At 75.6% G+C, this 13,528-nt stretch carries 18 protein-coding genes; 12 read left to right on the top strand and 6 right to left on the bottom strand.

The genetic code is table 11. The annotated features are described in order from the left end of the window. The 9 genes from PYV61_RS10770 to PYV61_RS10730 all read left to right on the top strand — a co-directional run. Positions 1-589, top strand: a 589-nt coding sequence (locus PYV61_RS10770; protein WP_275831241.1) for a hypothetical protein, incomplete at its 5' end; no start/stop codon positions are given. A 55-nt stretch (positions 590-644) separates the two neighbouring features. After that, positions 645-953 (top strand): hypothetical protein, encoded by a 309-nt coding sequence (locus PYV61_RS10765; RefSeq protein ID WP_275831239.1) that lies wholly within the window; start codon positions 645-647, stop codon positions 951-953. Between the two features lie 16 nt (positions 954-969). Further along, positions 970-1,398, top strand: a complete 429-nt coding sequence (locus tag PYV61_RS10760; protein ID WP_275831237.1) for a RidA family protein — start codon at positions 970-972, stop codon at positions 1,396-1,398. Further along, on the top strand, positions 1,395-1,826 hold the full coding sequence (locus PYV61_RS10755) for a thioesterase family protein (RefSeq protein WP_275831235.1): 432 nt from the start codon (positions 1,395-1,397) through the stop codon (positions 1,824-1,826). The genes PYV61_RS10760 and PYV61_RS10755 overlap by 4 nt, the downstream gene beginning before the upstream one ends. Beyond that, the gene (locus PYV61_RS10750) at positions 1,823-2,293 is read left to right on the top strand and encodes a DUF4112 domain-containing protein (RefSeq protein WP_275831233.1); all 471 of its coding nucleotides are present in this window, start codon (positions 1,823-1,825) and stop codon (positions 2,291-2,293) included. The genes PYV61_RS10755 and PYV61_RS10750 overlap by 4 nt, the downstream gene beginning before the upstream one ends. A 7-nt stretch (positions 2,294-2,300) precedes the next feature. Further along, positions 2,301-2,630, top strand: coding sequence for a hypothetical protein (locus tag PYV61_RS10745; protein ID WP_275831231.1), 330 nt, complete (start codon positions 2,301-2,303; stop codon positions 2,628-2,630). Then, a complete protein-coding gene (locus PYV61_RS10740) occupies positions 2,627-3,169 on the top strand; it encodes a GNAT family N-acetyltransferase (RefSeq protein WP_275831229.1) in 543 nt (180 codons plus the stop codon). Before PYV61_RS10745 ends, PYV61_RS10740 begins: the two co-directional genes overlap by 4 nt. A gap of 18 nt (positions 3,170-3,187) precedes the next feature. Continuing rightward, complete coding sequence (locus PYV61_RS10735; protein ID WP_275831226.1) at positions 3,188-3,514, top strand: heavy metal-binding domain-containing protein; 327 nt, start codon at positions 3,188-3,190, stop codon at positions 3,512-3,514. Positions 3,515-3,563: 49 nt separating this feature from the next. Then, a complete protein-coding gene (locus PYV61_RS10730) occupies positions 3,564-4,721 on the top strand; it encodes a bestrophin family ion channel (RefSeq protein ID WP_275831224.1) in 1,158 nt (385 codons plus the stop codon). Between the two features lie 14 nt (positions 4,722-4,735). Here PYV61_RS10730 and PYV61_RS10725 read toward each other — a convergent pair whose 3' ends face one another. The 6 genes from PYV61_RS10725 to PYV61_RS10700 all read right to left on the bottom strand — a co-directional run bounded on the left by PYV61_RS10725 (position 4,736) and on the right by PYV61_RS10700 (position 9,976). Beyond that, positions 4,736-5,413 (bottom strand): PEP-CTERM sorting domain-containing protein, encoded by a 678-nt coding sequence (locus tag PYV61_RS10725; RefSeq protein WP_275831222.1) that lies wholly within the window; start codon positions 5,411-5,413, stop codon positions 4,736-4,738. Between the two features lie 170 nt (positions 5,414-5,583). Then, complete coding sequence (locus PYV61_RS10720) at positions 5,584-6,762, bottom strand: aminotransferase class I/II-fold pyridoxal phosphate-dependent enzyme (RefSeq protein ID WP_275831220.1); 1,179 nt, start codon at positions 6,760-6,762, stop codon at positions 5,584-5,586. Positions 6,763-6,904: 142 nt separating this feature from the next. Then, entirely contained in the window at positions 6,905-8,116 is a 1,212-nt protein-coding gene (locus tag PYV61_RS10715) for a hypothetical protein (protein ID WP_275831219.1), read from the bottom strand. 14 nt (positions 8,117-8,130) lie between these two features. Next, entirely contained in the window at positions 8,131-9,045 is a 915-nt protein-coding gene (locus PYV61_RS10710) for a prepilin-type N-terminal cleavage/methylation domain-containing protein (RefSeq protein WP_275831217.1), read from the bottom strand. Beyond that, positions 9,042-9,416, bottom strand: a complete 375-nt coding sequence (locus PYV61_RS10705; protein ID WP_275831215.1) for a prepilin-type N-terminal cleavage/methylation domain-containing protein — start codon at positions 9,414-9,416, stop codon at positions 9,042-9,044. The genes PYV61_RS10710 and PYV61_RS10705 overlap by 4 nt, the downstream gene beginning before the upstream one ends. Then, positions 9,413-9,976, bottom strand: coding sequence for a type II secretion system protein (locus PYV61_RS10700; RefSeq protein ID WP_275831213.1), 564 nt, complete (start codon positions 9,974-9,976; stop codon positions 9,413-9,415). Before PYV61_RS10700 ends, PYV61_RS10705 begins: the two co-directional genes overlap by 4 nt. A 175-nt stretch (positions 9,977-10,151) precedes the next feature. Between PYV61_RS10700 and PYV61_RS10695 the strand changes: the two genes are divergently transcribed. The 3 genes from PYV61_RS10695 to PYV61_RS10685 form a co-directional block, all read left to right on the top strand. Then, positions 10,152-11,459, top strand: a complete 1,308-nt coding sequence (locus PYV61_RS10695; RefSeq protein ID WP_275831212.1) for a PQQ-dependent sugar dehydrogenase — start codon at positions 10,152-10,154, stop codon at positions 11,457-11,459. A 48-nt stretch (positions 11,460-11,507) separates the two neighbouring features. Further along, a complete protein-coding gene (gene tal, locus PYV61_RS10690) occupies positions 11,508-12,638 on the top strand; it encodes a transaldolase (protein WP_275831210.1) in 1,131 nt (376 codons plus the stop codon). 99 nt (positions 12,639-12,737) lie between these two features. After that, positions 12,738-13,528, top strand: a 791-nt coding sequence (locus tag PYV61_RS10685; protein WP_275831207.1) for a penicillin acylase family protein, incomplete at its 3' end; no start/stop codon positions are given.

The raw sequence follows: 13,528 nt of genomic DNA, 5'->3' as shown, positions 1-13,528 counted from the left end.
GCGCCGCCGACGTCGACGCCGCGCTGCGGGCCGCCGCGCGCGCCGTGCGGTGAGCGCCGCCGTGCGCCGCGTGTCGATCGTCGGGCCCGGCGGGGCGGGGAAGTCCACGCTCGCGCGCGCGCTCGGCGCGCGCACCGGGCTCCCCGTCGTGCACCTGGACGCGCGCCACTGGAGCGCCGGCTGGGTCGAGCCCGACCGGGCGGAGTGGCGGCGCACGGTCGAGGCGCTGGTCGCCGAGCCGGCGTGGATCCTCGACGGCAACTACGGCGGCACGCTGGACGTGCGCCTGGCGGCGAGCGACACGGTGGTGTTCCTCGACCTGTCGCCGGCGCGCTGCGTGTGGCGCGCGGCGCGGCGCGCGTGGAGGTACCGCGGCCGCTCGCGCCCCGACATGGCCCCCGGGTGCCCCGAGCAGTTCACCTGGGAGTTCGCGCGCTGGATCTGGACGTACCGCCGCCGCCGGCGCCCCGACGTGCTGCGCCGCCTCGCGGCGCTGCCGCCGACCACCGCGGTCGTGCACCTGCGGACGCCGCGCGCGGTGGCGCGCTGGCTGCGCGTGGTCCCGCCGGCGGCGGGGGCGACGCCGTGAGGGACCCGCGCTACTCCGCCGCCGCCGCCGCAACCGACGACCCGCCCTGACCGCCGTGCACCTCGTCCAGCTCCTCCTGCCGTTGCGCGACAACGACGGCCGCCCCTTCCCGCCGGGCGCGCACCGCCGCGTGCGCGAGACGCTCACCGCGCGCTTCGGCGGGCTCACCGCCTTCACCCGCGCCCCCGCCGAGGGCGAGTGGGCGCCCGACGGCGCCGCGCCCGCGCGCGACGACGTGGTGGTGCTGGAGGTGATGGACGACGCGCTCGACGCCGACTGGTGGGGCGCGTACCGCCGGGAGCTGGAGCGCGCCTTCGCGCAGGACGAGATTGTCGTCCGCGCGCTCCCCATCCGCCGCCTCTGACGCCCGCCCCGCCGCCATGCGCCGCCTCGTCCTCGCCGCCTGCTGCTACCTCGCCGCCGCCTGCGCCCGCCGCGCCGAGCCGGAGTTCCTGACGCCGTACGGCCGGCCGCAGTACCCGTTCTCGCCGGCGGTGCGCCACGGCGGCGTCCTCTACCTCGCGGGGCAGATCGGGACCGACAGCACGGGGCGGCTCGTCCCGGGCGGGCTGGAGGCGGAGGCGCGCCAGATGATGGAGAACATCCGGGACGTCGTGCAGCGCTCGGGCTCCTCGATGGACCGGATCCTGAAGTGCACGGTATTCATGGCGGACATGCGCGAGTGGCCGGCGATGAACGCGATCTACGCGACCTACTTCCCGCGGCGCTTCCCGGCCCGCAGCGCCTTCGGCGCGACCGGGCTGGCGCTCGGCGCGCGTGTCGAGATCGAATGCCTGGCGGCGGCGTGAGCGCCCCCGGCGCCGCGGGCGCGCTCGAGTCGTACGAGGTGCGGCTGCGCGTGGGCGAGGGCGACCTCGACGCGCAGGCGCACGTCAACAACGTCGTCTACGTGCGGTGGGTGATGGACGCGGCGACCGCGCACTGGGAGGCGCGCACCGGCGCCGACGACCGCGCCGCGGTGGCGTGGGTCGCCACCCGACACGAGATCGACTACCTCGCCCCGGCGCTGCTCGGCGACGAGCTGGTGGTCCGCACGCGCGTCGGGCACGCCAAGGGGCTGACGTTCGAGCGGCACACCGAGGTGCGCCGCGTCGCCGACGACCGCGTGCTGGCGCGCTCGCGCACGCTCTGGTGCCCGGTCGACCCCGGCACCGGGCGCCCGCGCCGCGTGCCGCCGCACCTGCGCGCGCTCTTCTCCATGGACGGCCCGGCGTGAGCGGTCCGCCTGTCCCCGGGCACGCCGAGCGGGTGCGACGCCTCGCGCGCGTGATGGACTCCGCGGTGGGGATCCCGGGGACGCGCGTGCGCTTCGGCCTCGACGCGGTGCTCGGGCTCGTGCCCGGCGTCGGCGACGTGGTCGGCGCGGCCGCCGCGGGCTACGTCGTGCTCGCGGCGGCGCGGCTCGGGGCCCCGGCCTCGGTGCTGCTGCGCATGCTCGTCAACGTCGGCGTCGACACGCTCGTCGGGAGCGTGCCGCTGCTCGGCGACCTGTTCGACCTCGGCTGGCGCTCCAACACCCGCAACGTCGCGCTGCTGGAGCGCCACCTCGCCGACCCGCGCGGCGCCCGCGCCGCCAGCCGCGCGGTGGTGGTCGGCGTGCTGGTGGGGCTCGCGCTCCTCGCGGCGGCGGGCATCTTCCTCGTCGTCGCGCTGCTGCGCGCGCTCCTGGCCCTCGCCACCTGACCGACCGATGGACGTGCACCCCTTCCTGCTCTGGATCGAGGCCGAGGAGTGGCCGGCCGGGCAGTGGACCCCGGCCGACGACGTCACCGACGTGATCGTGACGCTCCCCGACGGCTCGCGCTGGGTCGGCAGCTGCTGCGCCTTCGCGCACCTCGACACGCTGCGCCGCAACTGCGCCGAGTCGGGGGAGAACCTCGGCGGCCGCTACCTGTGGGCGTCCGACCTCGTGCTGGTCGAGGACACGTCGCGCGCGACGCTGGAGTCGGTCGTGCGCGACCTGCTGGCGCGCGACGAGCTGCGGACGGCGTTCTCGGAGGTCGAGGACGAGGCGGCGTGAGCGCGTTCGCGGTCCGCCGGGCCGACGCGCGCGACCTGCCCGCGATCGAGGCGCTGATCCGCGACTCGGTGCGCGGGCTGAGCGAGGGGTTCTACACGTCCGCCGAGGTCGAGAGCGGGCTGGCGCACCTCTTCGGCGCCGACACGCAGCTGGTGCGCGACGGCACGTACTTCGTCGTCGAGGCGGACGGCGCGCTCTGCGCCGCCGGCGGCTGGAGCGCGCGCCGCACGCTCTTCGGCGGCGACGTGTTCAAGGGCGCCGAGGACCCCTACCTCGACCCGGCGACCGAGCCGGCGCGGATCCGCGCCTTCTTCGTGCACCCCGCCTGGGCGCGCCGCGGGCTGGGGCGCCTCCTGTTCGAGCGGTGCCGCGCCGAGGCGCGCGCCGCCGGCTTCCGCTCGCTGGAGCTGATGGCCACGCTCCCCGGCGAGCCGCTGTACGCGGCGCTCGGCTTCACGGTGCGCGAGCGCGTGCGCGTGCCGCTCCCCGACGGCGCCGTCCTGGGCGGCGCCGTGATGTCCCGCCCGATCGACGACTGACCCCCACCCGCCCGCCCCATGCTCCTCGTCACCACGACCTCGCTCGAAGGGCACCCGGTCCGCCAGTACCTCGGCATCGTCTCCGGCGAGGCGATCCTGGGCGCCAACATCTTCCGCGACTTCTTCGCCGGGATCCGCGACATCGTCGGCGGGCGGTCGGCCGCCTACGAGGAGGAGCTGCGCAAGGCCAAGCAGATCGCCATGGACGAGATGTCGCAGCAGGCGCGCGACCTGGGGGCCGACGCCGTGCTGGCCGTGGACCTCGACTACGAGACCATCTCGGTCGGGCAGGGGGGCGGGATGCTGATGGTCAGCGCGAGCGGAACGGCGGTGAAGCTGGGGTGAGCGGCGGAACGTCCCGGAACGCCGGAGGCCCGGCCGGCGTTCCGCGCTCGTGATCGTCCGCCGCACCCTCACCTGGACCCGGATGCTCGGGTACCTCGGCCGCCCCCTCGCCGTGCACACGGCGGTGGCGGTCGCGGTGGTCCTCGCGCACCGCGCGTACGGCCAGCGCTGGATCTCGGTCCCCGACCTCCCGGTCTCGATCCTGGCCGCGGCGCTCGGCATCCTGCTCGGCTTCCGCAACAACTCCGGCTACGACCGGTGGTGGGAGGCGCGCACCCTCTGGGGGGGGATCGTGAACACGTCGCGCCGGCTCGCGCGGCAGGTGCTGTCGCTGCTCCCCGCCGCCCGCGAGCGCTCCGACGACGACCCGCTCGGGGACGAGGGGCTGTACGCCGCCGACGAGGGGCGCCGCGTCTCGCCGCTGCTCGCCTCGGCCTACACCGACACCTTCGCGGTCCCGGCGCGCGGGAGCGGGGACGGGGCGGTGCGCGACCGGCTCGGGCGGGCGGGGGGCGTGTCGCCGGCCGGCGCCGCGGCGACGGCGGCGGCGGTGCTGCCGCTCCCCGACGAGGAGGACGGGCTGGAGTCGTGCGCGTTCCCCGGCGCCAGCCGCGAGGCGCGCGAGCTGGTGTACGCGCAGATCGGCTTCGTGAACGCGCTGCGCTGCCACCTGCGCCGCCAGGACCCGCTCCCCGAGATCGCGCCCTACTTCCGCCCCGCCGTGCTGGAGGCGCTGCGCGACGAGCAGAACGTGCCGACGGCGATCCTCGTGTGGATGGCGAGCCGCCTGCGCCGCGCCTTCGGCCGCGCGCCCGGGACCGAGTCGACGATGCGGCTGGTGGCGCTCGACGAGACGCTGAACGAGCTGACGAACCTGCTCGGCGGGTGCGAGCGCATCAAGAACACGCCGATCCCGCGGCAGTACGACTTCCTGCCGCGGGTGATGGTGCGCGTCTACCTGTTCCTGCTCCCGCTGTCGGTGGTGGCCGAGCTGGGGCTGGCGACGCCGCTCGTGACCGTCGTGATCGCGTTCCTCTTCCTGTCGCTCGACGCGATCGGGCGCAACGTCGAGGCGCCGTTCGAGAACGACATCCACGACACGCCGATGACCGCGCTCTGTCGCACGATCGAGATCAACCTGCGGCAGATGCTGGGGGAGCGCACGCTCCCGCCGCCCGTGCAGCCGGTGGACGGCTACCTGTACTGAGCGGCGGTGGGACGCTACGCGCTCCGGTGGCGACGCCGGGCCGCGAACGTCACCGCGCCGAGCCCGAGTCCGAGCATCGACCAGGTGGAGGGCTCGGGCACGGTGGTGGGCGGCGGCCCCGGCGTGAACTGGTCGGCGCGGATCTCGACCGCGTAGCCGCTCGCCGAGCCGTGGTCCTCGAGCAGCAGCTGGAGGAAGTGCGTCCCCGCGGGGAGGTCGCCCAGGGCGAGCGTGTACTCGCCGAGCGAGACGCCCCCCGGATCGCGCCGGCCCAGGATGTAGTTCCCGTTGAGCCACACGAAGATGCCGTTGTCGACGCCGAACCGCGCCTGCACGTTGGTCGCGCCGAGCGTGTTGAACTGGTAGATGACGGCGACCTCGTTCCCGGCCGTCCAGCTGTTCGGGATCGACGGCGGGCTGGTCCAGTTCGCGTTCAGGTTCAGCGGATCGGTGAGCCAGTTCCCGAGCGCGGCGCTGGCCGCGGAGAGGTTGGGCGCCGACGGGTAGCTCGCCGAGCAGTCGTCGCTCAGGGGGAACGGCTCGGCGCAGCCGTCGATCCCCGTGTTCGACAGGTTCAGCGACGTCCCGATGCTGTTGTTGTAGTAGCCCGGGCTGTTGGTCTGCACCAGTGTGACCTGTGCGCCGGCGATCGCGGGGAGCGTCGTCGCCAGCGCGAGGAACAGTCGCCTCATGCCAACACCTCCGTACCGTGAGCGGTGGGGCTGCGATCGCCGGCGCGTGTCCGACCGCGGGCGAGCCGTCACCGATGTGTCGCGCATCACGGTGACGTCCCGTTAATGCGTGGGTCCGGAGGCGCTGTCAAGAAAACGGACGGCGCACCGGCGGCCCGGCGCGCGCGCCGTCAGGCCACGCCCACGCGCGCGGCCAGCTCGGTGAGCCGCGCGACGGCGTCGGCCAGCACCGGCGCCGGCTGGACGAGCGATATGCGGAACCACCCCGCGCCGCCCGGCCCGAACGCGATCCCCGGGGTCACCACCACGCCGGCCTCGTCGAGCGCGGCGCGCACCCACCCCCAGTCGTCGAACCCTTCGGGGACCGGCAGCCACGCGTACATCGAGGCGCTCGGCGGGGTGACGTCCCACCCGGCGGCGGCCAGCCCGCCGTACACCGCGTCGCGGCGCGCGCGGTACTCCGCGGCCACGGCCGGGGCCAGCTCGGCGTGGCGGGCGAGCGCGGCGGCGCCGGCGGCCTGCGCGACCCACGGCGTGCCGTAGCCGACGTTGGTGCGGTAGGCCGCCAGCGCGTCGATCGCCTCCGCGGAGCCGGCGGCGAAGCCGATGCGCACGCCGGCCATGTTGAACGACTTCGAGCACGAGTACAGCTCGACCGCGACGTCGGTGGCGCCCGGCACCTGCAGCACGCTCGGCACGCGGTAGCCGTCGTACGCCAGCTCGGCGTAGGCGAGGTCGCTGAGCAGCAGCAGCCCGTGGCGGCGCGCGAAGGCCACGCAGCGCTCCAGGAACGCCAGGTCGCAGACCGCGCCCGTGGGGTTGTTCGGGTAGTTCACGACCAGCGCCTTGGCGCGGGCCAGCACGTCGGCCGGGATCGCGTCGAGGTCGGGGAGGAAGGCCGGGGCCGGCGTCGGGATGAACCAGGCGTCGGCGCCGTTCAGCATCGGGGCGCGGGCGTAGACCGGGTAGTAGACGGCGGGGACCAGCGCCACGTCGCCGGGGCCGCAGTACGCCTGGAGCAGCTGCGCGATCCCCTCCTTCGACCCGCTGACGGCCAGCAGCTCGCGCGACGGGTCGAGGGCGACGCCGAAGCGATCGCCGAGGTAGCGCGCGGCGGCGGCCAGATACTCGGGCGTGCCGCGGAAGGGCGGGTAGCCGTGGCGCCCCACGTCGGCGGCCGCGCCCTGCAGCGCCTCGATCACCGGCGCCGGCATCGGGCGGTCCGGGCTCCCGATCCCCAGGTCCAGGTACGTCCGCCCCCGGGCGCGGGCCTCGGCCTTCAGCCGGTCGAGCTCCGCGAAGACGTAGGGGGGCAGGCGGTCGAGGGCGGCGATGGGGCGGGGGAGCACGGCGGGCGGGGCACGGGACGGAACGGGGCGTCGACGCGGCGGATGCCGGGACGACGCCCCGCGGACGGCTGGGGCAACGCCTCGAAGCTAGCGAGGCGTCGGGACCCGTGCCGGGTGCCCCGCGCGCGCGGCGCGGCGCCGCTCAGTACAGCTGCGTCCAGCTCCGGTCCTTCGCGCGCACCAGGATCGCCGAGCCGCGCAGCGCGCTCTCGACCGCGCACTTGGAGTAGCGGACCGTCTGGTTGCCGGTCCACATGCTGCCGCCGTCCGCCAGGTTGACGTTGCGGGCCATGATCGCGCCCGTCACGTTCGCCGTCCCGTTGCCGCGGTCGACGTCGTCGCGGACGATGATCAGCCCGACCCAGTCGAAGTTGCCGCGCAGTCGCATCGACCCGTTGACGAGCAGGATCCCCTGGCCGCGCCCGTTGGACTGCAGCTCGAGGTCGCCGTCGACGTACACGATCGGGAAGTAGTTGACGCACGACGCCACGTGGCCGGCGCCGCGGAACGGCTCCCCCCAGTTCTGCGTGTTGCTGTACCGGCAGGTGCCCGCGCTGTCGATCGGCGCGATCGAGTTGCCGGGCTGCGCGCCGTTCAGGTAGCGGATCGTCGCCGCGCGCGTCAGCGAGTTCCACGACTCGGTGCCGAAGCGCACGTAGGTGTTCGAGTCGCCGGCGGCCGGGTCGAAGATCACCTTGGGCGCGCCCGACGGGATGTTCTTCGCCGCCGAGTCGGACTGGTTGGTGCCGGGGGGCACCGCGATCGCGGGCATCAGCGTGCCGCGCATCCCGGCGCACAGCGAGTCGGGCCAGGCGACGCTGTTGTCCCACGAGTACGGGACGTAGTCGCGCCCGTCGACGATCGCCGATCCCTGCAGGTCCACGCGCCCGCCCGCCGTGATCGCGCCGCGCGGCTCGATGCTCGGGTAGGCGAGGCGCAGGATCGCGCCGACCGAGCGCTGCGCGGTGAGCTGCGGGTTGGGGATGCTGGCGCGCCCGATCGACTCGACGTGGTAGAGCATCGGGGTCAGGCGCGTGATGCGCACCTTGGCCGTGTCGCCGGCCGCCACCCACACGTTGGACGAGTCGACGCGCCCGACCGCGAGGCCGCGGGGCGCGGGGAGGTTGAGCTGGGTCGGCCAGTTGGCGACCTGCTCGTTCAGCCCGAACTCGGAGACGGACAGCGCGCGCTGCTCGATGAGCGCGTTGCGGCCGCCGCGGAAGGTCTGGCGCGAGGCGGTGAACGAGCCGGCGGCGAGGGTGCTCAGCACCACCAGCAGCATCAGCGCGACGGGGAGCGCGACGCCGCGGCGGGCGCGGCGCGCGCGGGTCACGGCACGGCGGAGGGCGCGCATGGGGCTCCTGGGGGTCAGAGGCGGTTGCGCAGGGCGACCCGCACGGCCACCGAGTCGCGCAGCACGATCGTGTCCTTCGTGCCCCCGCGGACCAGCGCGCGGGCGCGGAACGCGAGGTCGACGCGGCCGACGGCGGCGCCGGTCGGCGCGGCCAGCAGCTGGCCGAGCGTGTCGTAGTACGTGAAGCGCAGGCCGGCGCGCGGCCCCGCGGGCGACTCGAACGGGCCGGCGATCGGCTCCGCCTGCTGCCACACGCCGCCCACGTACTCGCGGTAGCCGAGGTACCAGCCGGTCGCCGAGGCGCCGGGGGGCTGGAAGAGCGAGTAGCGCGTGGAGCGCAGGAAGCGCAGCGGCGAGCCGACGCTGGTGGTCAGCGGCGGGTTCGCGCTCAGCGTGAGGCGCCAGCGCGGCTTGGTCGCCGGCGGGTCGAGCGTCGGGTCGGTGAAGGGCGCGCCGGCGCAGCTCGCGGCCGGCGCGTGCGCCAGCGACTCCACGGCGTACGGCAGCCAGCGGTCGTCCTCGGGGCCGGTCCGCGTGTTCTCGTCGTAGAGCAGCACCGTGTCGCCCGCCGCCGGCCGGATGTGCCACTCGGTCAGGGCGTTGCGCGACGTCTCCAGCGGCGGCAGGTCGACCACGAAGGCGGCCGGGCGCGCGCACACGACCGACGAGCCGATGGTCGCCTGCAGCTGGATCGCCGTGTCCTGCAGCACCGTGATGTCGCCCGCGGCGCGCGACGCGGCGCGCAGGTCGAGCGGGAGGAGCCCCAGCCCGGTGCGCAGGTCGCGCTGCATCTGCGTCGCGCCCTGCGTGCGGTTGAAGATCCGGTACTGGCTGGTGAGCAGCATGCCGAGCGAGCCGCCGACGATCACCAGCATCACGATCGCGATCAGCAGCTCGGGGAGGGTGAACCCCCGACGCGGGGCGGTCACTCGCGGCATGGGATCACGCTCTGGTAGACGATGGGACTGGTGCGCCCGGGGACGGTCAGCGTGTCGGTCAGCCGCTTGACGTTGTAGCCGTCGACCACGCGCCACTTCTCCACCACGCCGCGCACGGTCGCGGAGCCGGCGGTCGGCCCGCCGTTGGCGAGCGAGTTGCACGGCAGGCTGGCGAGCGAGTCGAAGCGCGACTGCGCGATCGCCGAGGCGAGCGTCTGGGTCGAGCCGCGCCGCGTCGTCTTGGCGGCGACGACGCCGAGGCCGGCGATGGCGAGCAGCCCGATCGAGAGCAGCACGATCGCCGCGATGACCTCGATGATCGTGAAGCCCGCGCGCGGGACGCGGCGCCGGCGGGCGGTCACGGGGCACACTCCCGCGGCAGGATCATCCCCAGGTTCGACACGCACACCGAGTCCTTGCGCACGCCGCGCTGGATCACGTAGCGCGCGCCGTCGGCGCCGAGGCGGGGGTTGGCCAGCCCGCGCGAGTCGAAGGTGATGATCGAGTCGGCGACGTCGGCGGCGGTCACGGTCACCACGTACTCGGAGTCGAGGCGCAGCGGGCCGAGGACGCGGTAGCGCCCGGAGGCCGCGGCGCCCGGCGCCCCGGTGTCGACGGTGACGACGATGCTGTCGGTGCGGATGCGCACGCGGGCGGGGCGGCCGCGCTGGATGGCGGCGGCCCGCGCGGCCTCGATCGCCGTCGCCAGCTCCATCCGGGCGCCGCGGATCGACGCGCCCTCGCGGAACGCGCGGGCGCGGGGGCCGGCGATCATGACGAGCACGCCGACCATCCCGATGACGATCAGGACCTCGACCATCGAGAAGCCGGCGCGGGCCACTGGGCGGCCGCGGGGGGAGGCGCGCATCATACGGCGGGGAGTGTCGGCGGCGGGCGTCGGGACCTTGAGCGGGCGCGCCACGGACCGGATCGGCGCGATTCCGTTCGAGGGACGCGACACCGCGAAGGGCGGCAACGCGCGCCGCGTCACGGGACGGGCCGCGACCGTTCCGGCCCGCGCCGCGCCCTCGCCCCCGCCGTCACGCGGTGCGCCGGCCGGCACCCCGCGCCCCGGTCCACCCACGCCCGCCCCGACCATGTCCCTCTCGCGTCGCACCGCGGCGATCCTGCTCGCGCTCCCCCCGCTCGCCGCCGGGACGGCGGCGATGCGCCGGGCGCCGGCCGCCGCCCCCGCCTGCGCCCCCGACAACGCGGGGATCACCCTCCCCGCCGGCTTCTGCGCCACCCTGTTCGCCGACAGCGTGGGGAGCGCGCGCCACGTGGCGGTCGCGCCCAACGGCGACGTCTTCGTCGCCCTCGGCGCCCCGCGCGGGCGCGCCGGCACCGCGACGGCGGCGGTCGGCGTGCTCGCCCTGCGCGACCGCGACGGCGACGGCCGGGCCGACGAGCGCGCGCGAGGCGGCGCGCGCGGCGGAACGGGCGTCGCCCTCGCCCCCGGCTGGCTGTACGCCGACGACGGCACGGCGATCGTGCGCTGGCCGCTCCCCGCCGGCGCCCTCCGGCCGAGCGGCCCCGCCGACACGATCGTGGCGGGCTTCCCGACCGGCGGGCACGCCCCGCACGGGATCGCCCTCGACGGGCGGGGCGCGCTCTACGTGACCGTCGGGTCGGTCAGCAACTCGTGCCAGCAGCAGGACCGGCAGACCGACTCGCCGGGCCACGACCCCTGCACCGAGCTCGAGACGCGCGCCGGCATCTGGCGCTTCCGCGCCGACCAGCCCGGGCAGCGCTTCTCGCCCGCGGCGCGCCACGCGACCGGCATCCGCAACGCGCTCGCCCTGACCATCGCGCCCGACGGGCAGCTGTGGGCGGCGCAGCACGGGCGCGACCAGCTCTTCCAGAACTGGGGCGCGAAGTTCACCGCCGAGCAGAGCGCCGACCTCCCAGCCGAGGAGCTGTTCCCGGTGCGGGCGGGGGACGACTTCGGCTGGCCCTACTGCTACTACGACCAGAACCAGCGGAAGCTCGTGCTCGCCCCCGAGTACGGCGGCGACGGGAAGGCGGTCGGGCGCTGCGCGCAGAAGCGCGCCCCGGCGGCCGCCTTCCCCGGGCACTGGGCGCCGATGTCGGTGCTGTTCTACACGGGGCGCGCCTTCCCCGCGCGCTACCGCCAGGGGGCGTTCGTGGCCTTCCACGGCTCGTGGAACCGCGCCCCGCTCCCGCAGGCGGGCTACCAGGTGGCGTTCGTGCCGCTGCGCGACGGCCGCGCCGCCGGCCCACACGAGACCTTCGCCGACGGCTTCGCCGGTGGGGAGGCGCGCCGCCAGCCGGGGCAGGCCCAGCACCGCCCGGTGGGGCTCGCCCAGGCCCCCGACGGCGGCGTCTACGTGACGGACGACGTGCGGGGGCGGATCTGGAAGATAGTGCACGTCGGGGCCCGCTAGATTCCGGGCACCAGCCCGCCCCCTCCCACCGATCCGTCGGAGAACGCTATGTCCGCCCGCCTGAAGGCCCTCCACGACGCCGGCCAGTCGATCTGGCTCGACTACATCGACCGCGCCATGCTGCACGACGGGGACCTCGAGCGGCGCATCCGCGAGGACGCGCTCACCGGGATGACCTCGAACCCGACGATCTTCGAGAAGGCGCTCGCCGAGGGGCAGCACTACGACCAGCAGCTCGCGGCCGCCGAGGCGGGGCTGTCGGCGTGGGAGCTGTTCGAGCTCGTCGAGACGGAGGACGTGCGCCGCGCGTGCGACCTCTTCCTCCCGCTCTACCAGGCCACGAAGGGGAAGGACGGCTACGTCTCGATCGAGGTGTCGCCGGGCGTCGCCGAGGACCCGGACGCGACGATCGAGGAGGGGCGCCGGCTGTGGGCGACCGTCGCCCGCCCGAACGTGATGATCAAGGTCCCGGGGACCGAGGCCGGCGCGCGCGCCGTGCGCACGCTCCTCGCCGACGGGATCAACGTCAACGTCACCCTCCTCTTCTCGGTCGAGGCGCACCGCCGCGTCATCGAGGCGTACCTCGACGCGCTGGAGCAGCGCGCGGCCGCCGGCCAGCCGGTCGACCGCGTCGCCAGCGTCGCCAGCTTCTTCATCAGCCGCGTCGACTCGGAGGTCGACAAGCGGCTCGACGCGATCATCGCGCAGCTCCCCGAGGAGCGCCGCGCGTACGTCGCGCAGCTCAAGGGGAAGGCGGCGATCGCCAACGCGAAGCTCGCCTACCGCCTGTTCCAGCAGCTCTTCTCGGGGCCGCGCTGGGACGCGCTGGCGGCGAAGGGGGCGATGGTGCAGCGCCCGCTCTGGGCGAGCACCAGCACCAAGAACCCGGCGTACCGCGACGTGCTGTACGTCGAGCAGCTGATCGGCCCCGACACGATCAACACCATGCCGCCGGCGACGCTCGAGGCGTTCCGCGACCACGGCGAGACGGCGCGCACGGTCGACCGCGACGTCGAGCAGGCCGAGCGCACGCTGGCCGACCTCGAGGCGCTCGGCGTCTCGATGACGGCGGTCACCGACAAGCTGCTGACCGAGGGGATCGCGTCGTTCCAGAAGTCGTTCGACGGGCTGCTGGCGGGGCTCGAGAAGCGCGTCGCCGAGCGCGCCGGCGCGCGCTGAGCGGATCGTCCGCCGCCTGTCCGCGTCCCGTCCCCGGTGGTATCGTAGCGGCCGCGCCCGGTGCACCGGGCGCGGCCGCTCCGCTTCCGCCCCTCGCCCATGACCGCGCGCCCGCTCCGCACCACGCTCGCCGCCCTCGGCCTCCTCGGCGGGGCCGTCGTCGCCGCGCGCCCGGTGGGGCCGCTGCCGGCGCTCGGACCGCTGCTCGACCCGACGCGGGGCGTATGGGCGGGGGCGCGCGGCGACGCCGCGCCCGAGCGCCCCGAGATCGCGGGGCTGTCGGCGCCGGTGCGCGTGGTCTACGACGACCGCCGCGTCCCGCACGTCTTCGCCGAGACCGAGGACGACGCGTACCGCGCGCTCGGCTACGTCGTCGCGCGCGACCGGCTCGTGCAGCTGCAGGTGTCGGCGCTCGCCGCCAGCGGCCGCCTCACCGAGCTGGCCGGCGAGCGCGCGCTCCCGCTCGACCGCGAGATGCGCGGGCTCGGGCTGCCGCGCGCGGCCGAGTCGAAGCGCCGCCTGCTCGGCGACACGACGGCCAGCGGGCGCGTGCTGCGCGCGTACGCCGACGGCGTCAACGCGTGGATCGACGCCCTCCCGCCGTCGCGCCTCCCGCTCGAGTTCAAGCTCACCGGGCTGCGCCCGGAACGGTGGACGCCGCTGCACTCGCTGCACCTGCTCGGGCGCATGGGGTGGACGCTCGCCTACGACGCGCCCGAGGTCGAGCGCGCGGCGGTGGCGGCGCGCGTCGGTGCGGCGGCGGCCGCGTCGCTCTTCCCCGACCGGCAGCCGATCGTCGAGCCGATCCAGCCGGCCGGCGGCCCGCGCATACCGACGACGGCGAGCGCGCCGCCCGGCGTCGCCGACTCGGCCGCCGCGCGCACGGTCGC

Source organism: Roseisolibacter sp. H3M3-2 (genome assembly GCF_029211165.1).
Classification (GTDB): Bacteria; Gemmatimonadota; Gemmatimonadetes; order Gemmatimonadales; family Gemmatimonadaceae; genus Roseisolibacter.
This window is presented reverse-complemented; position numbering and strand designations above follow the sequence as displayed.

Coding starts and splice junctions, on each gene's coding strand:
- PYV61_RS10735 (WP_275831226.1), top strand. CDS start 3,188: ATGCTCCTCGTCACCACGACCTCGCTCGAAGGGCACCCGGTCCGCCAG.
- PYV61_RS10715 (WP_275831219.1), bottom strand. CDS start 8,116: ATGCGCGCCCTCCGCCGTGCCGTGACCCGCGCGCGCCGCGCCCGCCGC.
- PYV61_RS10695 (WP_275831212.1), top strand. CDS start 10,152: ATGTCCCTCTCGCGTCGCACCGCGGCGATCCTGCTCGCGCTCCCCCCG.
- PYV61_RS10745 (WP_275831231.1), top strand. CDS start 2,301: ATGGACGTGCACCCCTTCCTGCTCTGGATCGAGGCCGAGGAGTGGCCG.
- PYV61_RS10760 (WP_275831237.1), top strand. CDS start 970: ATGCGCCGCCTCGTCCTCGCCGCCTGCTGCTACCTCGCCGCCGCCTGC.
- PYV61_RS10725 (WP_275831222.1), bottom strand. CDS start 5,413: ATGAGGCGACTGTTCCTCGCGCTGGCGACGACGCTCCCCGCGATCGCC.
- tal (WP_275831210.1), top strand. CDS start 11,508: ATGTCCGCCCGCCTGAAGGCCCTCCACGACGCCGGCCAGTCGATCTGG.